The following is a 22356-nucleotide window of genomic DNA, read 5'->3' on the forward strand; positions in this document are numbered from 1 at the left end:
GATGCTTTTATCAAATTCATTTATTCCGATATTAAAAAATAATCCTTCTGAAGCAAAAATTAAATCTCATCAATTAATGTTGAGAGTTGGTATGATAAAGCAAGCTTCTGCAGGAATATACTCATGGTTGCCTTTAGGCTTTAAGGTAATGAAAAAAATAGAACAAATTGTTAGAGAAGAGCAAAATAAGATTGGAGCTCAAGAAATATTAATGCCAACAATTCAATCTAGTGAGATATGGAAAGAAAGTGGTCGATATGATGATTATGGTGAGGAAATGCTTAGAATAACTGATCGTCAAAATAGAGAAATGCTTTATGGACCTACCAATGAAGAGCAAGTTACAGAAATTTTTAGATCTTCAATTAAATCTTATAAATCATTACCCCAACTAATGTACCACATACAATGGAAATTTAGAGACGAAATAAGACCTAGATTTGGAATAATGAGGGGGAGAGAATTTTATATGAAAGATGCCTACTCATTCGATGTATCAGACGAAGAAGCCTTTTTTTCTTATAATAAATTTTTTCTTTCATATTTAAAAACTTTTAAAAGATTAGATCTAACTGCAATACCTATGGCTGCTGACACAGGTCCGATTGGAGGAAATTTATCTCATGAATTTATTATCTTAGCAGACACTGGAGAAAGTAAAATTTTTACTGATAAAAGAATTTTTGACTTAAATAGTGATGATACTCAATTAGAAAAATCTTCGTTAGAAGAAATGAGAAAAAAATATGAGCAATTTTATGCTGTGACAGATGAAAAGTTTAACAAAGATGAATTTGAAAAAATAGTTTCTAAGGAAAATCAATTAATCACAAAAGGTATTGAGGTAGGCCACATATTTTATTTTGGCGACAAATATTCAAAACCTATGAATGCATCAGTAGATTTACCAGGTGGAAAAAAAGATTTTGTTAAAATGGGTTCTTATGGAATTGGTGTATCAAGGCTAGTTGGGGCAATAATAGAGGCAAAATATGATGAAAAAAATGAAATCATGAAATGGCCATTGTCTGTTGCTCCATATGATATTGCTTTGATACCGATGATAAATAAAAACGATAATTCAGCACTTGTTAAAGCCAATAATATTTACAGTGAGTTATTAAAAAATAATATTGATGCTCTTATTGATGATACTGATGAAAATTTTTCATCCAAAATTAAAAAAATGAATTTAATTGGGGCTCCGTATCAAATTATCATTGGAAAGAAGAGTGAAGGTGATTTATTAGAGTTCAAAGAAACAGGTGGTGAAACTCAAAACTTACCTTTAAGCAAAATTATAGAAATTATAAATAAACAAAAAAATTCAATTTGATTTCTACTTTAGAAAAAGAAATTACTTTAAGATTTTTAAAAGCTAGAAAAAAGGATGGCTTTTTAAATGTTATTTCAATATTTTCTTTCATCGGAATAAGTCTAGGTGTTGCTGTTCTTATTATTGTTATGTCAGTAATGAATGGTTTTAGAACAGAATTAATCAATAAAATTGTAGGATTTAATTCACATATTACTGTTAAACCTTATTCAAATTCAATAGATGAAGATAAAATAAATAATAAACTAAAGTTAATCTCTAAGAATATTATTTTTAGTAATTCAGGAGAGGCAATTATTCTAAAAAACAATAATACTAAAGGAATAGTGTTACGAGGCTATAAATACAATGATCTTTTAAATTTAGAGGTATTAACAAATGAAAAATTTAAAGGTGAATTAAATCAATTTGATAAAAATTTCATATCAATTGGAAGTGAACTGAGTTTTTCTCTAGATCTTGAAATAGGAGATAAATTGACTTTAATGTCACCGTCTGGCGTTCAAACAATAATTGGCAGTATGCCAAAACAAAAAACTTTTATAGTTAATTCAATCTTTAACAGTGGTTTAGCAGAGTTTGATAACAATATTGCATTTATTGAACTTAATATATTAGAAGAGTTCTTTGGATATGATTCTACTGAGAGAAATTTAGAAATTTATTTGAAAAATCCAAATAATATTGAATCCCAAAAATTAATAGTAAAACAAGTTTTTGATGATGAGTTTGTTTTTAGTTGGGCTGATATGAATAGTTCATTATTTTCAGCTCTAAAAGTTGAAAGGAATGTTATGTTTATTATTTTGTCATTAATAATAATTGTTGCTGCATTTAATATTATTTCAGGATTAACTATTTTAGTGAAAAACAAAACAAGGGATATTGCCATCTTAAAATCAATTGGAGTTTTAAATAAATCAATAATTAAAATATTTTTTTTAGTTGGAGTAATAATAGGTACTTCCGCAACAATTTTTGGTATTTTTTTAGGTGTAACTTTTTCTATTTACATTGAAAATTTTAGACAATTATTAAGCTCAGTTTTCAATATAAGTTTATTTCCTGAAGAAATATATTTTTTAAGCAAAATGCCTTCTGAAATTAATCTGACATCAATTATTCTAATTTCAGTTTGCTCAATAATTATAACTATTTTAGTATCTATTTTTCCAGCTTTTAAAGCAGCTAGATTAGATCCAATCAAATCTTTAAAATATGAGTAAGTATTTAGAATTAAAAAGTATATCTAAAAGCTTTGAGACTGAAAAAAAGATTAAAGTCTTAAAAGGTTTGTCGCAAAATTTTGAAAAAGGTAAAATTTATTCGCTCATGGGCCCATCTGGTTCAGGAAAATCAACTTTGTTAAATTTAATTTCTTTAATAGACAGACCTTCATCAGGTCAAATTATGTTTAATCAAAATCAAATAAATTTTAATGATACAGAAGAAAATGATATTTTTAGATCAAAAAAAATTGGTATTGTTTATCAACAAAACAATCTTCTTTCTGACTTTACTGCTTTAGAAAATATTTATTTAGCATCACTTGCTAGCAACAATGATAAAGAATTAGCAAGTACAAAGGCTAAAAAATTATTAAAAAAAATTGGTCTTTCAAATAGATTAAATCACTTTCCTTCTCAACTTTCAGGTGGAGAGGCTCAAAGAGTAGCTATAGCAAGAGCTATTGTAAATGATCCTGAAATAATCTTAGCGGATGAGCCAACAGGTAGTTTGGATATGAATACTGCAAAAGAAGTTTTTAAACTTTTATATAATCAAAAAAAATCAGATAGATTAATAATATTTGCAACTCACAATAGATTTTTTGCTAATAAGGCAGATTGCCTATTGGAGATGAGAGATGGTATTATAAAATCATCTAATGTCTGAGTCATTAAATCAAAACTTTAATCATCTAAAAGTCCATTCACAATATTCTATATGTGAAGGTGCGGCCAAGATTGATGATTTACAAGAATATTGCAAATCAAACAAAATTAAATCTTTAGGAATAAGTGATACTTCTAATTTATGTGGAGCTTTAGAATTTGCAGAAAAAATTTCTAAATCAGGAACACAGCCAATTATTGGTACTCAAATTAATTTTAAAATAAATGATACAACTGGACTGTTACCTTTATTTGCTTTGAATGAAACAGGTTATAAAAACATTATTGAATTATCCTCTAATTCATATTTAGAAAATGATGAATTAAGTGGCCCTCATGTAAATTTTGATGAATTATTAAAAAGTTCTGATGGTGTTTCAGTTTTTTCAGGTACTATTTTAGGTCTTTTTGGAAAATTATTTGATAAAGGAAAATTTACAGAAATAAACGAAATTTATTTAAAAATTAAAGAAGTTTTTGGCGATAGATTTTATTTAGAAATTCAACGCCATAATGATACAAATGAAAATGGGTTTGAAAAATTTAACCTAAAACAATCTGTAGAATTAGAAATACCAATTATTGCTACTAATGAAGTTTTTTATTTATCAAAAGATATGCATGAAGCACATGATGCTTTGATTTGTATTGGTAACAAAACTTATATTAATGAAAAAAATAGATTAAAATTAAGCGATCAACATTATTTAAAAACTAACTCAGAAATGACTGAGTTATTTGCTGACATACCAGAAGCTTTAGAAAATAATTATAATTTTCCTTTAAGATGTAATTTTAGACCATTATTCTCTAATCCAATACTACCAAATATTAGTAGTGATAAAGATGGCAATGCAGATGATCTTTTAACTAAATATTCTTTGGATGGACTGAGAGATAAATTTTTAAAAGTTTTTAATATTAAAGATAGTGAACTTGAAAATGATAAAAATTTTATTCTTTATAAAGAAAGATTAGATCATGAGCTTTCAATAATTATAAAAATGAAATATTCGAGTTATTTTTTAATTGTATCTGATTATATAAAATGGGCTAAAGAAAATGACATACCAGTTGGTCCTGGCAGAGGTTCAGGTGCTGGGTCATTGGTAGCTTGGTGCTTATCAATTACTGATGTTGATCCAATTAAATTTAATTTAATATTTGAGAGATTTTTAAATCCTGATCGAATTTCTATGCCTGATTTTGATATCGATTTTTGCGAGGATAAAAGGGACCTTGTTTTTGAATACTTGACTAAAAAATACAAAGATAGTGTCGCTCATATAATTACTTTTGGTAAACTTAAGGCAAGGATGGTGATCAGAGACGTTGGTAGAGTTATGGGATTACCCTATGGGTTTATAGACAGCATATCAAAAATGATACCTTTTGATCCTTCTAGGCCTCAAAATTTAACCCAATGTATAGCTGGAGAACCAAGATTGCAAAAGCTCATTAATGAGGACAATAGAGTTAAAAAATTAATAGAGTTATCATTGAAATTAGAAGGTCTGAATAGAAATGTTGCTACTCATGCAGCAGGAGTTGTTATTGCAGATAAAAAATTAACAGAAGTAGTACCTTTATATAAAGATACTTCTGCAGATTTACTTTTACCCTCAACACAATTTGATATGTATTCTGCTGAAAATGCTGGTTTAATAAAATTTGATTTTTTAGGTTTAAAGACACTCACAGTAATTAATAACACTCAAAAATTAGTTAGGAAAAAAGATAAAAAATTTAACATCGAAGATATTAATTATGATGATCAAAAAGTTTTCGATCTTTTATCAACTGGTAAAACTGTAGGCCTATTTCAAATTGAAAGTGCTGGAATGAGAGAAGCTTTAATTCATATGAAACCCAATCATATTGAGGATATTATTGCACTAGTAGCATTATATAGACCAGGCCCCATGAGCAACATACCAACTTACAATGACTGTAAACATGGAAAGCAAAAACCAGATTATTTACATCCATTATTGGAGGATATTTTAAAACCTACTTATGGAGTAATCATTTACCAAGAACAAGTAATGCAGATTGCTCAAAAATTATCTGGATTTACTGCAGGACAAGCTGATCTTTTAAGAAGAGCAATGGGTAAGAAGAAGAGAGCAGAGCTAGAGAAACAAAAACAAGGTTTTATTGCAGGGGCAGTTAAAAATGGCATAGCCAAAGATGTTGCCGCAGGAATATTTTTAAAAATTGAACCTTTTGCAGAATATGGTTTTAATAAAAGTCATGCCGCAGCTTATGCAATAATTTCTTATCAAACTGCATATTTAAAAACTTATTATCCTAAAGAATTTATTGCTGCATCAATGACGATGGATATTTCTAATCAAAATAAATTAAGTGAATTTTATGAAGAATTAAAAAGACTTAATATTGAAACAATTAGACCTGATATCAATGAATGTTTTGCTGATTTCAGAACTATTAACGGAAAATTTTATTATGCATTAGGAGGAATTAAAGCTGTAGGTTATGAAGCAATTTCCAATATTGTGAAAGAGAGAGAATTAAACGGAAAGTTTGAATCTATTAATGACTTTATAAATAGAGTTAACCCAAAAGATATAAATAAATTACAATTAGAAGGATTAGTAAAAGCAGGAGCATTTGATAATTTAAACTCAAATAGGCAATCAATCTTTAACTCTATACCTAATTTAATTTTAAAAAATAAAAATATTTTTGAAAACAAACTAGCCAATCAAATAGATTTATTTTCTGATAATATTAAAACAGAGGAAGAAATTTTATTTAAAATAGAAGATTGGAAATTTGAAGAGAGATTATCTAAAGAATTTGAAGCAGTAGGATTTTTTATATCTGATCACCCATTAAATCAATTCACAGAAATTTTTGAAGATTATAAAATTAATGATTATGCGAAATTTACTTCAGATGATAATTCAGAAAATGTTAATGTAGCTGCAACATTACTTAAGGTTCAAGAAAGAAAAACTGCCAAAGGAAATGCTTATGCTGTTTTAAAGTTAACAGATTTAAATAGTGTATTTGAAATATTTATTTTTTCTGATCTGTTGGAGTCAAATAGAGAAATTTTGAAAGAAGGTAATTCATTAATTTTAACCTTGATTAAAAATATTTCTAATGATGAAAACCGTCTTAAAAGGATTAATGTTCAAAAAATTGCTTCTTTAAAAGATTTATTTAATACTCCAATTAATGAAATATTATTTAATGTTAAATCTATTGAACAAATCCAAGAGATTTCAAAATTTTTAAGTAAAGATGGTAAAACTCGAGTAAAATTTAATCTTTTAACAAAAGACAAAATTTTAAATTTTCAATTAAAAAAACCAATCAAACTTGATAGGAAATCTTTAAATCTTTTAAGAAACCAGCAAATTCAAGCAGAAATCAGCTAAATAAAACTTGTTAATTTTGCTAAATATTTGTAAATAACCAATAAATTAAATTAACACGCACACAGTTCTTGGTTTTATACCTCCGGTCCTTAATTGGAAATTACTGTGGTGGCTTAACCGGGAAAAAAAAATGAAAATACCTAACTTAACAATTCAACAATTATTAGAAGCAGGCGTTCATCTTGGACATAAGACTTTAAGATGGAACCCAAAAATGAAAAAATATATTTTTGGTAAAAGAGACTCAATTCACATTATAGACTTAACCCAGACACTTGAATTGACAAAATTAGCTTTAGAGAAAGTTTATCAAACAATTGCAAATAATGGAAAAATTTTATTTGTATCAACAAAAAAACAAGCATCTGAAGCTATAGCTGAAGTTGCAAAAGAAACAGATCAATATTTTGTTAATTATAGATGGCTAGGCGGAATGCTTACCAACTGGGGAACTATATCAAATTCTATAAAAAAACTCAAAAAATTAGAAATTGATTTAGCAGCAGAAAATAGAGGTTTTACTAAAAAAGAACTTTTGAAAATGAGTGTTAAAAAAGACAAACTTCAAAGATCTTTAGGGGGTATAGCTGAAATGAAAAAAGTTCCAGATTTAGTTTTTGTAATAGATACAAATTACGAGTCATTGGCTATAGCAGAGTCTTCGAAGTTAGGAATACCTATTATAGCAATATTAGATAGTAACTCTAATCCTGATAACATTGATTATCCTATACCTGGAAATGATGATGCTAGACGAGCTATTGATCTTTATTGTAATTTAATTAAAGAAACAATCAATAGCGCTAAGAGTTCTATTCAACCAAGTGAAAAAAATAATTCTGAAAATAAATTTGAGGAAAAAAATAAAACAATTCAAGAATTAGATAGAGAAAAATTAGAAAAAAAATTTTCCCAAGAAGATAAGGAGACATTAAATTAATGAGTGATATTGAAAAAGTAAAAAAATTAAGAGAAGCAACCGGAGCTGGTTTTAAAGATTGTAATTTAGCCATAAAAGAATCTGCAGGTGATTTAGACAAAGCTATTGAAATTTTAAGAGTAAAAGGAATTTCAAAAGCCTCAAAAAAAATGTCTAGGGACGCAAAAGAAGGAGTGGTTGTTGTAAGTGGTGATGAAAACAAAACCTCTATAATAGAAGTTAATTGTGAAACAGATTTTGTTGCTAAAAATGATGATTTTATTTCTTTTGTTAAAGAACTTAGCGAATTAAATAACCAAAAGAACTCAAATATTGAAGCTTTAAAAGCTTCAAAGATGAAAAATGATGTGACTGTTGAAGATAATTTAGTTGCTTTAATCGCTAAAATTGGAGAAAAAATAACAATTGGTAAAGCTAAAACTTTTGAAAATAACGATGGTTTAAATAACCATTATTTACATACAGTTGTTAAAGACAATGTTGCAAAATTAGCGGTAATTGTTTCTTTAAATACTAAGGAAAAATCAGAATCAGTTAAAACTTTTAGTAAACAATTATCCATGCATATTGCAGCATCTAATCCTTTAGCTTTAGAAGCTAACTCGATAGATCAATCAATAATAGATAAAGAGCAAGAGTTAGTATCTGAAGAATTAAAAAACTCAGGCAAACCTGAGGATATTGCAAAAAAAATTAGCATAGGTAAAATGAACAAATTTAAAGAGGAAAATGCTCTGCTAACTCAAGCATGGGTTATGGAGCCTAAAAAGAAAGTTCAAGATGTTTTAAAAGAACTTTCTATAGCTGATTTAAAAATTAAAGAGTTTTATAGAATTAAGATAGGAGAATAAATGTTTGATGAGAAATCATACAGCCTCAAAATGGATAAAGCCATTGAGGTATTCTCAAAAGAATTATCTTCTCTAAGAACAGGAAGAGCAAACGCATCTATGCTCGATCTAATTAAGGTTGATGTTTATGGTCAGCAAATGCCCGTAAATCAAATTGGAAGTATAACTACACCAGAACCTAGAATGATTAATATTCAAGTATGGGATGCTAATAACGTTCCTCTAGTTGATGCAGCTATAAAAAAATCAGATTTAGGATTGAACCCTCAAATAGATGGTCAATTAATAAGATTGCCAGTGCCAGAGTTAAACGAAGAAAGAAGGACTGAATTAAAAAAATTGATTAAATCTATTGGAGAAAAATGTAAGGTATCAGTAAGAAACATTCGAAGAGAAGCAAATGAAGATCTTAAAAAATTACTAAAAACTAAAGAGATAAGTGAAGATGAAGAAAAATCTCATGAAAAAAAAGTACAAATTATTACAGATGATCACATTAAGCTAGTTGATGAAAAAGTTTCTTTAAAAGAAAAAGAAATAATGACAATATGAACCCTTTGAATCATGTAGCCATTATCATGGATGGCAATGGTCGATGGGGTTTAAAAAAATACAATTCAAGAAACAAAGGTCATAGAGCCGGCTTAGATACTGTAGAAAAAATAATTAAAATTAGTATTAAGCAAAAAATAAAACACTTAACACTTTTTGCTTTTTCTACAGAAAATTGGAAAAGACCCAAATCTGAAATAAATTATTTATTTAATTTATTAGAGAGTTTTTTAAAACTTAAATTAAAAAAATTTCATAAAAATAATATTAAATTAAAAGTTATAGGAGAAAAAAAATTTTCAAAAAAATTAAATAATTTATTATTAAAGAGTGAAAAAATTACCAAAAATAATACAGCATTACAGATTAACTTAGCTTTAAATTATGGATCTAAAAATGAAATAGTTAAAGCTATAAAAAAAATTAATGGTAAAAAATTAGAGGTAACAGAAAAAAATATAACAAATTCTCTTTATACAAAAAATATTCCAGATCCAGATATACTAATCAGAACAGGAAAAACAAAAAGATTAAGCAATTTTTTACTTTGGCAGATATCGTATACTGAAATTTTTTTTTCACATAAGTTGTGGCCAGATTTTCAAGAAGCAGACTTTTTAAAAATAGTAAACAAGTTTAAAAAAATAAAAAGAAATTATGGAGATATTTAATGGAAGTTGAGCTTAAAAAAAGAATATTTAGTTCTATTATTCTTATCCCAGTTGTTTTTTTTATTGTATTAAAAGGGTCTTTTTATTTTTTTTTATTATTATTAATTTGTTTTTTTATTTCATGTTATGAGTGGCACAAAATGTCCAAAAATAAATATTATCATATTTTAGGTTTTCTTTACTTATGTGTATCTTTTTATTCAATTTTACAATTACGTATAGCTGAGGAAAATTCATACAATTTTTTTTTAATTATTTTATTGATTTGTATTTTTAGTGACTTAGGTGGTTACTTTTTTGGAAAAATTTTTAAAGGTCCTAGGTTAACAACTTATAGTCCAAATAAGACATATGCTGGATTAATAGGGGGGTATGTATTATCTCTAACTCTAATTCCTCTAATGATTTATTTTAAATTAATAGCTCATAGTCAAATATTAATAATAGTTATATTTTTCTTACTTGTATCAACAGTTAGTCAAATAGGTGATATAATTGTTTCAATTTTTAAAAGGAAATCAAAAATAAAAGACACAGGAAATTTAATACCTGGACACGGTGGTATTTTGGATAGAATTGATGGTATGTTATTTGCTTTTCCTTTTGCTTATTTTGTTTTGTTTAATAATTTATTTTTTAATATTTAATGAAAAAAAAAATTGTAATACTAGGATCAACAGGATCTATTGGTAAATCTCTGCTTAATATTATCGCTAAAGATAAGCATAATTTTAGAATTGAATTACTTTCTGCTAAAAAAAACTACAAGTTATTAATTCAACAAGCAAAGAAATTTAAAGTAAAAAATATTATTATTACAGATAGCAAATATTATAGAATTGCTCTGTCTAAAAAAATAAAAAAAATTAATATCTATAATGATTTCAATGATTTAAAAAAAATAATTCCAAAGAAAATAGATTATGTTATGAGTTCGATCGTTGGACTAGACGGTCTTGATCCAACTATTAAATTGATAAAATTTACAAAAAAAATAGCTATAGCTAATAAGGAATCAATAATTTGTGGTTGGAGTATCATCCGTAGAGAATTAAAAAAAAATCAAACTGAATTTATGCCAGTTGACTCTGAGCACTTTTCAATTTGGTACGCTTTAAAAAATATTCCATTAAATAAAATAAAAAATATATATATAACTGCTTCTGGTGGGTCATTGTTAAATATTTCTAAAAATAAATTTGATAAGTTAGATCTTAATAAAATTTTAAAGCATCCAAATTGGAAAATGGGAAAAAAAATAACAATTGATTCCTCAACTATGATGAATAAAGTTTTTGAAATTATTGAGGCCAAAAAAATATTTAATTTAAAATATAACCAACTTAAAATTATTATACATCCTAAATCTTATGTTCATGCAATTGTTGAATTATTTGATGGTATGATAAAAATTATTGCTCATGATACTACAATGGATATTCCTATTTTTAATTCCATTTATAATCATTCAAATAAAAAATTTTATTCAAAAGATATTGACTTTAATAAATTAAATAATCTTTCATTTGAAAAACCTAACCAAAATAAATTTTTAAGCCTTAAAATTTTAAAAAATTTACCAGAAAAAAATTCTTTATTTGAAACAGTTTTGGTTGCAGCAAATGATGAATTAGTAAATCTATTTTTAAATAAAAAAATAAAATTTAGTAAAATAAATCAAACCTTAGATAAAATAATTCAAAAAAAAGAGTATCAAAATCTTAAAAAAATTCTTCCAAGAAAAATTTCAGACGTTATAAATGTTAGTAACACTGTAAGATATAAAATTAGAAATAATTATATTTAAAATTAATGATTGTAAGATTAGTAAAAATTATATTTGCATCTTTTTTAATTGCTTTAATTAATATAACTTATTCTTATTCTGATATAGTAAAACAAATTGATGTAGATGGAAATGAGAGAATATCAGATGAAACTGTTAAATTATTTTCCAAGATTAATGTTGATGATAAGCTTGACGAGACGGATTTAAATAAAATAATTGAAAATTTATATGAAACAAACTTCTTTAAGGATATTTCTATAAAATTTTTAGACAATATTTTAACTATTAAAGTAGTTGAAAATCCAATAATTGAAAATATTGAATATAGAGGTATTAAAACAAATAGAGTTCTCGATGTTCTTAAAGAAGATCCATTAATAAAAGAGAGATCCTCATTTAATAAAATTATCTTAAAGAAAGAAAAATCTAGACTGCTAACAATACTTAGAAATTTTGGTTATATAAATTCTGAGCTTGATATATATGTTGATGAGAAAAAAAATAATCTACTAGATTTAATATACGAATTTAAATTAGGCAAAAGAGCTAAAATTAAAAAAATAACTTTTGTAGGTAATAAAAATTTTAAGGATAGTAAGTTAAGAAGAATAATAACAAGCACAGAATATAAATACTGGAAATTTATCTCGGGAAGAAAATTTTTAAACGAAAGTATAGTTGATTTTGACAAGAAACTATTAGCTAATTTTTATAAAAATAATGGTTATTATAATGTGGAAATTAACTCATCCTTTGCAAAATTAATTGATGATAATGAATTTGAGCTTTTATTTAATATAAATGCAAATCCAAAAGTTTTCTTTGGAGAATTAATACTAAATTTACCTTCTGATTTTGATAAAAATAATTTTACCAAGATAAATAAAATGTTTGAAAAATTAAAAGGTGAGCCTTATTCCATTAATTCTATTGATAAAATCTTAAAAGAAATCGATTTAATTACCTCTCAAGAACAATATCAATTTATCAACGCAAATGTAATTGAAAATTTAATTGATAACAAATTAAACCTTGAATTTGAAATATTAGAAACAGAAAAATTTTATGTTGAGAAAATAAATATTTTTGGAAATAATATTACATCAGAAAATGTAATTAGAAATCAATTTGAAATTGACGAAGGAGACCCTTACAATGAAATTTTATTAAATAAATCTATTAACAATATAAAAAGTTTAAACTTTTTTAAAAAAGTTGAAAAAAAAATTATAGATAAGAAGACTACCAAAACTAAAATTGTAAATATATCTGTAGAGGAAAAACCTACAGGTGAAATTGCTGCATCAGCAGGTATTGGAACTACAGGTGGTTCATTTGGTTTTAGTATTAAGGAAAACAACTTTCTAGGTAATGGTATTAAGCTCGATAGCAATTTCACTGTATCAACGGGCTCACTTAAAGGTAAATTTTCTGTAACTAATCCAAATTTTAACAATACTGATAAGTTATTGTATTTATCAGCTGAAGCTTTAGAAATTGATAATTATTCCAGTTATGGGTATAAAACGAATAAAACTGGGTTTAGCATTGGAACTAACTTTGAGTATCTCGATGATTTTTTTCTTGGTGTGGGCAATTCTCATTTTTATGAAAAAATTGAAACAAACTCAACTGCATCAGCTAGACAAAGAGCTCAAGAAGGTAATTATTGGGATTCGTTTTTAAATTTAGATTTTAATTATGATAAAAGAAATCAAAAATTTCAAACAACATCAGGTTTTAGATCTTTTTACTCATTGGATTTGCCTATTTTAAGTGAAACGAATTCTTTAAAAAATTATTATAGTCACGCTTACTATTTTGAACTTTATGAAAAAAATATCTCAAATATATCTTTTTTTTTAGAAAGTGTTAATTCACTAAATAATAAGAACGTTAAATTATCTGAAAGAATTAATATACCATCAAGGAGATTAAGGGGATTTGAGACAGGTAAAATAGGACCTAAGGATGGAGATGATTATATTGGAGGTAATTTTGCTTATACATTAAATTTTTCATCAACATTACCTCAAATTTTAGAAGAATCTCAAAATGTTGATATATTAATTTTTGCTGATGTAGCCGATATTTGGGGTGTAGATTACAACTCCTCATTAAATAATAGTAAGGTTAGAAGTTCAGTAGGTATTGGTCTTGATTGGTTTAGCCCAGTGGGTCCAATGAATTTTTCTTTATCACAACCAATAACTAAAGCAAATAGTGATATAACTGAATCTTTTAGATTCAATTTAGGCACTACATTTTAATGATAAAAAAAAATTTTTATTTTAATTTTATTTTTTTAATATTATTTCAATCTAATTTATATGCTGAAATTAAAATCGCTTATCTTGATTTTGATGTAGTTTTATCAAAAATAGAGAAAGGTAAAATTTTATTTCTAGATCTAAAAAAAAAAGAAGAAGCTAAATTTAAAGAATTTAATTCTAAAGAAGCCAAACTTAAAGAAGAAGAAAATAAATTAAAAGGAAGTCAAAATTTAATATCAAAAGAACAATTAAATATAAGTCTAAATCAATTTAATAAAAAAATACAAAATTACAGAGAATTCAAAAGCAATGAAATTGAAAAATTAAAAAAAGATAGAAAGGATGAGATTTTTAAGCTTTTAGATATAATAAATCCGATAATTCAGGAATATATGGCTAAAAATTCTATTTCTATGTTATTTGATAAAAAAAACATTTATATAGCTGACAAAAATTACGATATAACTGATGATTTGATTGAAATAATAAATAAGAGCTTTAAATAATACAAAATGGAAAGTTTAAATAAAAATCAAATAAAAAATTTAATTCCTCATCGTGAACCCATGTTATTGATTGATGAATTAAATGATATAAATAAACTTTCATCAGCCACTGGTGTAGTAAATGTTAAAAAAGATAGTTTCTTTGTTCAAGGTCATTTTCCTGATCAACCGGTAATGCCAGGTGTTTTAATTGTTGAAGCTTTTGGTCAATCTGCAGCAGCTTTAACGGCTCACGGAATTGATAAGTCAACTTATGAAAATAAATTAGTATTTTTAATGAGTGTTGAAAAAGCTAGATTTAGATTTCCAGTTATACCGGACTGTAAATTGCTATTAAAAATTCAAGCTATCAGATCTCATGGTAGAGTTTGGAAGTATAAAGGTGAAGCTTTTGTAGAAAATAAAAAAATGGCTGATGCAATTTGGTCAGCAACAATTGTAGACAAGAAATAAATAGCAATAATTATTGATATTATTTTTCTAAATGCTTTGTTAAAAAGCATAAATGAGTAATCCTTTTTTTATAAATAAAGGTCCATTAACAATAGGTATAATTTTAAATTCTATTAACACTAAGAGCAATTTTGACAATTTAGACTCTGTGGTTTTTGATGTTAAAGATCTTGTTACAGCTTCTAATAAAGATATTACATTCTTTCATTCAAAAAAATATGAACCTGTAGCATCAACCACTAAAGCAGGCTATTGTTTAACTACTAAGAAATTATCACATATTTTGCCAAAAAATTGTAAACCGATTGAAGTTGAAAATGTTCTTGTCTCAACAGCAGTCATTACCTCAAAGTTTTATCCTGATTCAATTACAGATGATTTTGATGTTAGTGCATCTAATATTGAAAAAACCCCCTTTAAAAATTCTGTTAGTCATGGTCAAAATGTATTAATTGGAAAAAATGTTAAAATAGGATCAAATTGTTTAATTGGACATAATACCATCATTGAAAGTAATGTTGTAATTGGAGATAACTGCTCAATAGGATCCAATGTTATTATTAGAAATGCCTTAATAAAAAGAAATGTTTCAATATTAGATGCTTGTGTAATAGGAAAAAAAGGATTTGGTTTTTTTCCCAGCAATAACAAAAATATTCGTTATCCTCATATCGGCATTGTAATAATTGAGGATAATTGTGAAATTGGTTGTGGTGCAACAATTGACAGAGGTTCTTTGTCAAATACTGTGATTGGTAAAAACACTTTTATAGATAATCAAGTCCATATAGCCCATAACAATAAAATTGGACAAAATTGTATTATTGCAGGACAAGTTGGTTTTGCAGGAAGCTCAACGCTTGGAGATAATGTAATGATTGGTGGACAAGCGGGAATATCAGGACATTTGAAAGTAGGAAATAATGTTCAAATAGGCGGTGGTTCAGGAGTGATTAAAGATATACCTGATAATTCTAAATTTATGGGTTATCCAGCTAGAGATTTAAAAAAATTTATCAAAGAGAACAAATGATACATAAAACAGCAATAATTGATCCTAAAGCAAAAATATCTTCAAACGTTGAGATTGGTCCATATTGCGTAATTGGTCCAAATGTTGAGATTGGAGAGAACACTATTATTCAATCTCATGTAAATATTACTGTTAGTACAAAAATTGGAAAGGGAAATAAGATTTATCCTTTCGTTTCAATTAATGATCCTCAGGACTTAAAATATAACGGCGAACCTACAAATTTGATAATTGGTGACAATAACAAAATTAGAGAATATGTAACAATAAATCCTGGAACAGTTGGTGGTGGTGGCAAAACAGTTATTGGAAATAACTGTTTGTTTATGATTTCATCACATATCGCACATGACTGCCAAGTTGGAAATAATGTAATAATTGCAAACAATGTTCCTTTGGGAGGCCATGCTATCATTGAAGATAATGTTGTTATTGGTGGTAATTCAGCTGTTCAGCAATTTACTAGAATTGGAAAAATGGCAATGATAGGAGGTATGACAGGTGTACTACATGATGTAATTCCTTATGGATTGTCTACTGGTAACAGAAATTCATTACAAGGATTAAACTTAATAGGATTAAGAAGAGCAAAGTTTGAAAATAAAGATATACTAAGTTTAAGTGAAGCTTATAAGGAGATATTTGCTACAAGGAATATCTATGAAAATATAAGTAAATTAAATTGTTCTTTTCAAGAAAATCAATTAGTTAAAAATGTAATTGATTTTATAACAAAAGATAAAAAAAGATCTATTTGTACACCATTTTCATAAAATGATAGGATTAATTTTTGGAGATACTGATTTTCCAGATCATATTTTAAAAAAAATTAAAAAAAAGAAAGTAAAATATTTAATTATTGATCTATCAAAATCAAAAAAATTTAAAAAAGATAAAAAATCTTATGCAGTATCTATTGGCCAATTTGGCAGAATAATAAATATACTTAAAGAAAATAACTGTAAAAAAGTCTTATTTGCAGGAAAAGTAAAAAAACCAAATTTTTCTAAGTTAAGATTAGATTTTAAAGGAATTTATTATATACCCAGAATTATTAAAGCATCAAAACTTGGAGATGCAGCTATATTAAAAGAAATTATTATAATATTAGGTCAAAACAATATTAAAACTGAAAATTCACTAAAATTTAACCCAGAACTCTCTTTAAAGAGAGGTAATTTTTCAAAAATTAAACCAGATAAGCAAGATCAATTGGATATTCAAAAAGCAATTAAAACGTTAAATAATTTAAGAGAATATGATTTTAGTCAAGGGGTCGTTGTTAGAAATGAAAAGGTGATTTCCATTGAAGGAAAAGGTGGTACTAAAAAATTACTTAAAAAAAGTAGAAGTAAAAAGTTTAGAAATCATGGTGTATTAGTAAAACTTCCAAAAAAGAAACAAGATCTTAGAATTGATTTACCAACTATTGGATTAAACACTTTAAAACAAAGTAAAACTGCTGGATTAAAAGGAATTGTAGTTAAAAATAAACAGCATGTTTTTTTAGATAAAAGTAAATGCATTAACTTTGCTAATAAAAATAAGATGTTTATCTCAGTAAAATGAAAAAGATTTTTATTCTCACAGGCGAACCTTCCGGAGACAAGCTTGCTTCAAAAGTTATATCTAAACTTCAAAAAAATCGTAATGATATTCAGTATTCTTGTGTCGGTGGTACTCATTTAATTTCATTAGGAATAAAATCTATTTTTGATCTTAAAGAAATTACTTATATTGGTTTTACAAGTGTTTTATTAAATATTTTTAAAATAAAGAATAAAATAAACAAAACTGTAGAGGAGATAATAAAATTTAATCCTGATATTTTGTTTACTGTAGATAGTCCTGATTTTACATTAAGAGTTGCTGAAAAAGTAAAAAAAATCAATAACCAGATTACGACTGTACACTATGTAGCCCCACAGGTATGGGTGTGGCGAGAGGGTAGAGTTAAAAAATTTAAAAAGTTTTTAGATCATATCTTGTTATTATTTGATTTTGAAAAAAAATATTTTGATAAAGAAAATATTCCAAATACATTTGTCGGTCATCCATTATTAGAAAAAGAAATAAATAATAGAATTGATATATCTGATATTATATCAAAAAATAAAAAAATTATTTCTCTTTTTTGTGGCAGTAGATCATCCGAAGTAAATTTATTATTGCCAATCATGATTGATTTTATAAATTTAATGAATTCAAAATTTGATAATTTCATTTTTGTTTTTCACGCAACTGACGAAAATAAGAATTTAATTAATATTAAAATAAATAATACTAATTTAGAAAATGTTGAGGTTATTTCTGATGAAAATATTAAAAAACAAATATTAAATAATTCTATTTTTGCAGTTTCAAAATCTGGAACAATTTCTTTAGAAATTTGTAATGCAAAAGTTCCTTCTATAATTATCTATAAAATGAATTTTTTTAATTTTTTAATTGTCAAAATGTTAGTAAAAATAAAATTTGCAAATATTATCAATATTATTAATAACAGAGAAATAATTCCAGAATTAATCCAAAAAGAGTGTAATGCTAAAGAGATATACAATTCAGTTGTTTATTTTTTAAAAAATCCAGAATTAATGAAAAAACAAATTGAAGATTGTGAAAAAACTTTGACTAGAGTTAGATCAAAAACTTCATCTTCTGATGAAGCAGTATCAGTATTAACCCAGTTTCTTGTTGACTAGCCTTTTTCCTACTTCCTCTTTTCCTAGAGAAATGATCACATCATAAATGCCAGGTCCAAATTTTGAGCCCGTTAAAGCAATTCGTAAAGGCTGTCCTACGCCTTTAAAATTTGTATCGTGTGATTTAATAAGTTCATTTACTATTGGCTCCAATGTTTCTTTACTTAGTTCATAAAGGTTAGAAAATTTATTTGAGAAATCAGAAATTACTTTTTTAGCCTTATCATCAATTAGTTTTATATCGTCTTGATTAAAATTTACTTCATCTGTAATAATATATCGGCAATTATTGTATATATCTTCTAATGTTTTTGCCTTATTTTTTAAGAATGTTAGTGATTTTTTGATCTTATCTTTTTTGTCTGAGTTAATTTCACTTTTATATAATTTGCAGTATTCATCTAGTTGATTGAATAAATCGTTCTCACTAATATTTTTAATATAATGTTCATTCATCGATAAAATTCTACTCATATCTAGTTTAGAAGGAGATTTTCCTATTCCTTCAATATTGAAGTATTTAATACTCTCATCTAATGTAAATATTTCCTTGTCTTCAAAAGACCACCCCAATCTCAATAAATAGTTCCTTAATGCATCAGGCATTATACCAATTTTTGAATAATCATCTAATGTGGATGCATTATCTCTTTTCGATAATTTTTTACCTTCTATTGTATGAATAAGAGGTATATGAGCAAATTCTGGTAAATCCCAGTTCATTGCTTCATATATTTGTATTTGTTTAAAAGTGTTTATCTTATGGTCATCTCCTCTAATTATATGAGTCATTCCCATTTCATGGTCATCTACAGTTGCTGATAAATTATAAGTAGGAGTTCCATCATTTCTTAGTATTATAAAATCTTCAATTGTAATGTTTTCAATTTCAATATCACCTTGAACCAAATCTTTAAGAATTGAGCTTCCTTCAATTTTACTTTTAAATCTAATTACAGGTTTAATTTCTTTAGGAGCATCCTTTTCTTCTGCATCCCTCCATTTTCTGTTGTAAATATAAGGTATTTTCTTTTGTCTAGCTCTTTTTTTTTGCTCTTCTATCTCTTCAGGTGAACAGTAACATTTATAGGCATACCCTTTTTTTAATAATTCATTTGCAATTTTTACGTGTTCATTAATTTTACTTGATTGAATATATTCTTCACCATCATGTTTTATCCCTAACCAATTTAAGGATTTAATTATTTGTATTTTGTGTTCTTCTTTCGATCTTTCTTTGTCAGTATCTTCAATTCTTAGATGAAAAGTCCCTTTTTGATTTTTTGAATATAACCAATTAAACAAGGCAGTTCTAACACCACCAATATGAAGAGCCCCAGTAGGAGAGGGAGCAAAACGAGTTGCTACTTTTGACATCAGAGATGTTTAGACTATTTTTTTAAAAGTTTCTATATAAAGATACCAAAACACCCTGAACTTTTACTCTATCGGGGCCAAATATTTTGGTTTCATAGTTTCTATTTGCACTTTCCAATGCAACAACTTTACCTTTTTTACGAATTCTTTTTAACATTGCTTCGTGCTCGTCAATTAACGCGACTACAATTTTTCCATTATCTGCTGTATCTGTTCTTTTAATAATAACTGTATCTCCCTCGTGGATTCCAGCTTCAATCATTGAGTCTCCTTGAACTTTCAATCCAAAATAATCTCCATTTTTTTCTAAATTATTTGGTAATGGTATTCTTGAAACTTCATTTTGTATTGCTTCTACAGGAGTACCCGCTGCAATTTTTCCTAATACTGGCACTTCTATTTCATCTGAATTGTTAATTTCTTCGTCTAAACCACCTTTGATAACACTTGGTGAAAAACTATTGTAAATATCGTTCGCTGAAGCTGTTTCTGGCAATTTTACCACCTCTAAAGCTCTTGCTTTATGAGCTAATCTTTTAATAAATCCTCTTTCTTCTAAGGCGCTGATCAATCTATGAATACCTGACTTTGATTTTAAGTTTAGAGATTGTTTCATCTCTTCGTAAGAAGGAGATACACCAGAACTTCTCAACTTCTTGTTGATAAATAAAAGCAGGTTTTTTTGTTTTTTTGTTAGCATAAGAACAAATATCGTACAAAGGATGTTCTATAAAAGTTCTTTTGTTTTAACAATACTAAAAAAAGTGAGTAAAATAAGGCTTAAATTGACTACAAAACTGAAAAAATTGAATTTTCATCCAATTTTTTCAAAAGTGATTCACCAATTAAAAAAGTATTAATTGATGTCTTACTGTTTAATTCCAATAATTCTTCTTTAGATTTAATACCACTCTCAGAAATTAGAGGTCCTTTATGGTTTTTTACAACATTATAAATATCATAGGTTGTATTTATATCTGTTTTAAGTGTTTTTAAGTTTCTGTTGTTAATACCAATTAGTGCATTTTTAAAATTTAATGCCTTTTGAGCCTCTTCAACAGTATGTACTTCTACTATTACTGACATATCTAATTTCAACGCCTCTTGATATAAATTGTTTGCAAGATCATCTGAGACACCAGCTAAAATAATCAGAATTGCATCTGCACCATAACTTTTGGCAAGTGGCACTTGAAAAGTATCAATAAAAAAATCTTTACATAATATCGGTAAATTAACCTTATCTTTTATTTTACTTATATGGATTAAATTTCCCAAAAAATAATCTTCTTCAGTTAAAACTGATAAACAAGTAGCATTATTTTTTAAATAAATATTAGCAATTTCTACTGGATTATAGTCTTCAATTATAACACCTGCAGAAGGACTTGCTTTTTTTATTTCAGCAATAATTGAAGTTTTATTGTCTTTTAAATTGTTTTCAATTTTATCTTTAAAATTTATGTATGATTTATTTTTTTGTATTAATTCATCTAATTTTTTAAGATCTATTGATTTTTTTAGATTATCAATTTTTTCGATTTTTTTTTTAATTATATTTTCTAAAACGTTTTCAGACATTTTGTATTTGTTCCAAATGTGAAAAAGTTTTACCAGAAAGAATAAATTGTCTTGCGTGATTATAGGCCTCTTCAAAATCAACAAACTTTTCTGCAACGATTAAACCAGCTGCAGCATTTAAACAAACTGCTTTTGAAAAATCATTATCTATACCTTTAAATATTTCAATCATTTTATTTGCATTAAATTTTGCATCATTACCAATTAAATTTTCAAATTTTTCTGCATTCACACCAATTGAATTAGGGTCAACCAAGATTTCAGATATTTCTCCATTCTTCAGTTGTATTATATTTGTTTTTGCATAAGGAGATATTTCATCCAATCCATCTTCGCTGTTTACTATCCATGCAAATTTTATATTTAAATTTTTTAATCCCTCTGCAAAAATTTTTAATAATTTTTTATCAAATACTCCAACAACCTGTCTTTCTACTAAAGCGGGATTACTTAAGGGACCAATCATGTTAAAAATAGTTCTTTTACCGATTTTTTTTCTTACAGGACCTACAAATCTCATGGCGCTATGATAATTTGGAGCAAACATAAAACCAAAATTGTTATTGCTTATTTCTTGTTCTATTTCTTTAGGCTCTAGATCAATTTTAATATTAAGAGCCTCCAAAACATCTCCAGAGCCACATTTTGAAGATACAGCTTTATTGCCGTGTTTTGCAACTTTTATACCCATACTAGCTAAAAGTAAGGCTGATGCAGTTGATATATTAACAGTGTTCATACCGTCACCACCTGTACCGCATGTATCTATGCAATCTTGAACGTTTACTCTTTTAGATTTTTCTCTAAGGACATAAACACCCCCAGCAATTTCATCTGCAACTTCTCCTTTTTCAGACAGAAGTATTAAAAAATTATAGATTTGATCCTCATCAGCTTTACCAGTCATTAAAATCTCAAATGCTGACTTACTTTCTTCGAAGTTTAAATTTTCTTTATTTTTAAGTTTTTCTAAAATCTTATCCATAA

General features: G+C 26.4%; 21 protein-coding genes. 17 read left to right on the forward strand and 4 right to left on the reverse strand.

Annotated elements, in window-relative coordinates:
* The first annotated feature begins 1 nt into the window (after nucleotide 1).
* The 17 genes from proS (at nucleotide 2) to lpxB (ending at nucleotide 18411) form a co-directional block, all read left to right on the forward strand.
* Nucleotides 2-1336, forward strand: coding sequence for a proline--tRNA ligase (gene proS, locus ACTTBN_RS02430; RefSeq protein ID WP_440680793.1), 1335 nt, complete (start codon nucleotides 2-4; stop codon nucleotides 1334-1336).
* Nucleotides 1333-2562, forward strand: a complete 1230-nt coding sequence (locus ACTTBN_RS02435; protein ID WP_440680794.1) for a lipoprotein-releasing ABC transporter permease subunit — start codon at nucleotides 1333-1335, stop codon at nucleotides 2560-2562. The genes proS and ACTTBN_RS02435 overlap by 4 nt, the downstream gene beginning before the upstream one ends.
* Nucleotides 2555-3232, forward strand: a complete 678-nt coding sequence (locus ACTTBN_RS02440) for an ABC transporter ATP-binding protein (protein WP_440680795.1) — start codon at nucleotides 2555-2557, stop codon at nucleotides 3230-3232. The genes ACTTBN_RS02435 and ACTTBN_RS02440 overlap by 8 nt, the downstream gene beginning before the upstream one ends.
* Nucleotides 3225-6641 (forward strand): DNA polymerase III subunit alpha, encoded by a 3417-nt coding sequence (dnaE, locus tag ACTTBN_RS02445; RefSeq protein WP_440680796.1) that lies wholly within the window; start codon nucleotides 3225-3227, stop codon nucleotides 6639-6641. The genes ACTTBN_RS02440 and dnaE overlap by 8 nt, the downstream gene beginning before the upstream one ends.
* A gap of 130 nt (nucleotides 6642-6771) precedes the next feature.
* Complete coding sequence (gene rpsB / locus ACTTBN_RS02450; protein ID WP_440680797.1) at nucleotides 6772-7581, forward strand: 30S ribosomal protein S2; 810 nt, start codon at nucleotides 6772-6774, stop codon at nucleotides 7579-7581.
* Nucleotides 7581-8432 (forward strand): translation elongation factor Ts, encoded by an 852-nt coding sequence (gene tsf, locus ACTTBN_RS02455; protein ID WP_440680798.1) that lies wholly within the window; start codon nucleotides 7581-7583, stop codon nucleotides 8430-8432. Before rpsB ends, tsf begins: the two co-directional genes overlap by 1 nt.
* A complete protein-coding gene (gene frr, locus ACTTBN_RS02460; RefSeq protein ID WP_440680799.1) occupies nucleotides 8433-8984 on the forward strand; it encodes a ribosome recycling factor in 552 nt (183 codons plus the stop codon). It abuts the gene before it with no gap.
* Entirely contained in the window at nucleotides 8981-9655 is a 675-nt protein-coding gene (gene uppS / locus ACTTBN_RS02465) for a polyprenyl diphosphate synthase (RefSeq protein WP_440680800.1), read from the forward strand. The genes frr and uppS overlap by 4 nt, the downstream gene beginning before the upstream one ends.
* Nucleotides 9655-10302 carry a phosphatidate cytidylyltransferase gene (locus ACTTBN_RS02470; protein WP_440680802.1) on the forward strand — a complete coding sequence of 216 codons (648 nt, stop codon included), beginning with the start codon at nucleotides 9655-9657 and terminating at the stop codon, nucleotides 10300-10302. Before uppS ends, ACTTBN_RS02470 begins: the two co-directional genes overlap by 1 nt.
* Nucleotides 10302-11462 carry a 1-deoxy-D-xylulose-5-phosphate reductoisomerase gene (locus ACTTBN_RS02475; protein WP_440680804.1) on the forward strand — a complete coding sequence of 387 codons (1161 nt, stop codon included), beginning with the start codon at nucleotides 10302-10304 and terminating at the stop codon, nucleotides 11460-11462. The genes ACTTBN_RS02470 and ACTTBN_RS02475 overlap by 1 nt, the downstream gene beginning before the upstream one ends.
* 5 nt (nucleotides 11463-11467) lie before the next feature.
* Nucleotides 11468-13714, forward strand: a complete 2247-nt coding sequence (gene bamA, locus ACTTBN_RS02480; RefSeq protein ID WP_440680805.1) for an outer membrane protein assembly factor BamA — start codon at nucleotides 11468-11470, stop codon at nucleotides 13712-13714.
* Nucleotides 13714-14223, forward strand: a complete 510-nt coding sequence (locus ACTTBN_RS02485; protein ID WP_440680806.1) for an OmpH family outer membrane protein — start codon at nucleotides 13714-13716, stop codon at nucleotides 14221-14223. The genes bamA and ACTTBN_RS02485 overlap by 1 nt, the downstream gene beginning before the upstream one ends.
* A 6-nt stretch (nucleotides 14224-14229) precedes the next feature.
* Nucleotides 14230-14676, forward strand: a complete 447-nt coding sequence (gene fabZ, locus ACTTBN_RS02490; RefSeq protein WP_440680807.1) for a 3-hydroxyacyl-ACP dehydratase FabZ — start codon at nucleotides 14230-14232, stop codon at nucleotides 14674-14676.
* Between the two features lie 52 nt (nucleotides 14677-14728).
* Complete coding sequence (gene lpxD / locus ACTTBN_RS02495) at nucleotides 14729-15709, forward strand: UDP-3-O-(3-hydroxymyristoyl)glucosamine N-acyltransferase (RefSeq protein WP_440680809.1); 981 nt, start codon at nucleotides 14729-14731, stop codon at nucleotides 15707-15709.
* A complete protein-coding gene (gene lpxA / locus ACTTBN_RS02500; protein ID WP_440680811.1) occupies nucleotides 15706-16482 on the forward strand; it encodes an acyl-ACP--UDP-N-acetylglucosamine O-acyltransferase in 777 nt (258 codons plus the stop codon). Before lpxD ends, lpxA begins: the two co-directional genes overlap by 4 nt.
* Before the next feature lies 1 nt (nucleotide 16483).
* The gene (gene lpxI, locus ACTTBN_RS02505; RefSeq protein WP_440680812.1) at nucleotides 16484-17278 is read left to right on the forward strand and encodes a UDP-2,3-diacylglucosamine diphosphatase LpxI domain-containing protein; all 795 of its coding nucleotides are present in this window, start codon (nucleotides 16484-16486) and stop codon (nucleotides 17276-17278) included.
* Nucleotides 17275-18411 carry a lipid-A-disaccharide synthase gene (gene lpxB / locus ACTTBN_RS02510; RefSeq protein ID WP_440680813.1) on the forward strand — a complete coding sequence of 379 codons (1137 nt, stop codon included), beginning with the start codon at nucleotides 17275-17277 and terminating at the stop codon, nucleotides 18409-18411. The genes lpxI and lpxB overlap by 4 nt, the downstream gene beginning before the upstream one ends.
* On the opposite strand, the gene gltX is transcribed toward lpxB, so the two are convergent.
* The 4 genes from gltX to trpD form a co-directional block, all read right to left on the reverse strand.
* On the reverse strand, nucleotides 18388-19788 hold the full coding sequence (gene gltX / locus ACTTBN_RS02515) for a glutamate--tRNA ligase (protein ID WP_440680814.1): 1401 nt from the start codon (nucleotides 19786-19788) through the stop codon (nucleotides 18388-18390). The two genes, lpxB and gltX, sit on opposite strands and share 24 nt — an antisense overlap.
* Before the next feature lie 22 nt (nucleotides 19789-19810).
* On the reverse strand, nucleotides 19811-20488 hold the full coding sequence (gene lexA, locus ACTTBN_RS02520) for a transcriptional repressor LexA (protein WP_085114205.1): 678 nt from the start codon (nucleotides 20486-20488) through the stop codon (nucleotides 19811-19813).
* Between the two features lie 89 nt (nucleotides 20489-20577).
* On the reverse strand, nucleotides 20578-21369 hold the full coding sequence (locus ACTTBN_RS02525; protein ID WP_440680815.1) for an indole-3-glycerol phosphate synthase TrpC: 792 nt from the start codon (nucleotides 21367-21369) through the stop codon (nucleotides 20578-20580).
* On the reverse strand, nucleotides 21362-22354 hold the full coding sequence (trpD, locus tag ACTTBN_RS02530; protein WP_440680816.1) for an anthranilate phosphoribosyltransferase: 993 nt from the start codon (nucleotides 22352-22354) through the stop codon (nucleotides 21362-21364). Before trpD ends, ACTTBN_RS02525 begins: the two co-directional genes overlap by 8 nt.
* Between the last annotated feature and the right edge of the window lie 2 nt (nucleotides 22355-22356).

Source organism: Candidatus Pelagibacter sp. HIMB1623, assembly GCF_052047695.1.
In the GTDB taxonomy this organism is placed as follows: domain Bacteria; phylum Pseudomonadota; class Alphaproteobacteria; order Pelagibacterales; family Pelagibacteraceae; genus Pelagibacter.

Excerpts from the sequence above, each read along its gene's own strand:
- tsf (WP_440680798.1), top strand. The coding sequence starts at position 7,581 with ATGAGTGATATTGAAAAAGTAAAAAAATTAAGAGAAGCAACCGGAGCT.
- lexA (WP_085114205.1), bottom strand. The coding sequence starts at position 20,488 with ATGCTAACAAAAAAACAAAAAAACCTGCTTTTATTTATCAACAAGAAG.
- dnaE (WP_440680796.1), top strand. The coding sequence starts at position 3,225 with ATGTCTGAGTCATTAAATCAAAACTTTAATCATCTAAAAGTCCATTCA.
- lpxI (WP_440680812.1), top strand. The coding sequence starts at position 16,484 with ATGATAGGATTAATTTTTGGAGATACTGATTTTCCAGATCATATTTTA.
- uppS (WP_440680800.1), top strand. The coding sequence starts at position 8,981 with ATGAACCCTTTGAATCATGTAGCCATTATCATGGATGGCAATGGTCGA.
- ACTTBN_RS02485 (WP_440680806.1), top strand. The coding sequence starts at position 13,714 with ATGATAAAAAAAAATTTTTATTTTAATTTTATTTTTTTAATATTATTT.
- gltX (WP_440680814.1), bottom strand. The coding sequence starts at position 19,788 with ATGTCAAAAGTAGCAACTCGTTTTGCTCCCTCTCCTACTGGGGCTCTT.
- trpD (WP_440680816.1), bottom strand. The coding sequence starts at position 22,354 with ATGGATAAGATTTTAGAAAAACTTAAAAATAAAGAAAATTTAAACTTC.
- ACTTBN_RS02470 (WP_440680802.1), top strand. The coding sequence starts at position 9,655 with ATGGAAGTTGAGCTTAAAAAAAGAATATTTAGTTCTATTATTCTTATC.
- proS (WP_440680793.1), top strand. The coding sequence starts at position 2 with ATGCTTTTATCAAATTCATTTATTCCGATATTAAAAAATAATCCTTCT.
- frr (WP_440680799.1), top strand. The coding sequence starts at position 8,433 with ATGTTTGATGAGAAATCATACAGCCTCAAAATGGATAAAGCCATTGAG.
- ACTTBN_RS02525 (WP_440680815.1), bottom strand. The coding sequence starts at position 21,369 with ATGTCTGAAAACGTTTTAGAAAATATAATTAAAAAAAAAATCGAAAAA.
- ACTTBN_RS02440 (WP_440680795.1), top strand. The coding sequence starts at position 2,555 with ATGAGTAAGTATTTAGAATTAAAAAGTATATCTAAAAGCTTTGAGACT.
- bamA (WP_440680805.1), top strand. The coding sequence starts at position 11,468 with ATGATTGTAAGATTAGTAAAAATTATATTTGCATCTTTTTTAATTGCT.
- fabZ (WP_440680807.1), top strand. The coding sequence starts at position 14,230 with ATGGAAAGTTTAAATAAAAATCAAATAAAAAATTTAATTCCTCATCGT.
- lpxA (WP_440680811.1), top strand. The coding sequence starts at position 15,706 with ATGATACATAAAACAGCAATAATTGATCCTAAAGCAAAAATATCTTCA.
- rpsB (WP_440680797.1), top strand. The coding sequence starts at position 6,772 with ATGAAAATACCTAACTTAACAATTCAACAATTATTAGAAGCAGGCGTT.
- lpxD (WP_440680809.1), top strand. The coding sequence starts at position 14,729 with ATGAGTAATCCTTTTTTTATAAATAAAGGTCCATTAACAATAGGTATA.
- lpxB (WP_440680813.1), top strand. The coding sequence starts at position 17,275 with ATGAAAAAGATTTTTATTCTCACAGGCGAACCTTCCGGAGACAAGCTT.
- ACTTBN_RS02475 (WP_440680804.1), top strand. The coding sequence starts at position 10,302 with ATGAAAAAAAAAATTGTAATACTAGGATCAACAGGATCTATTGGTAAA.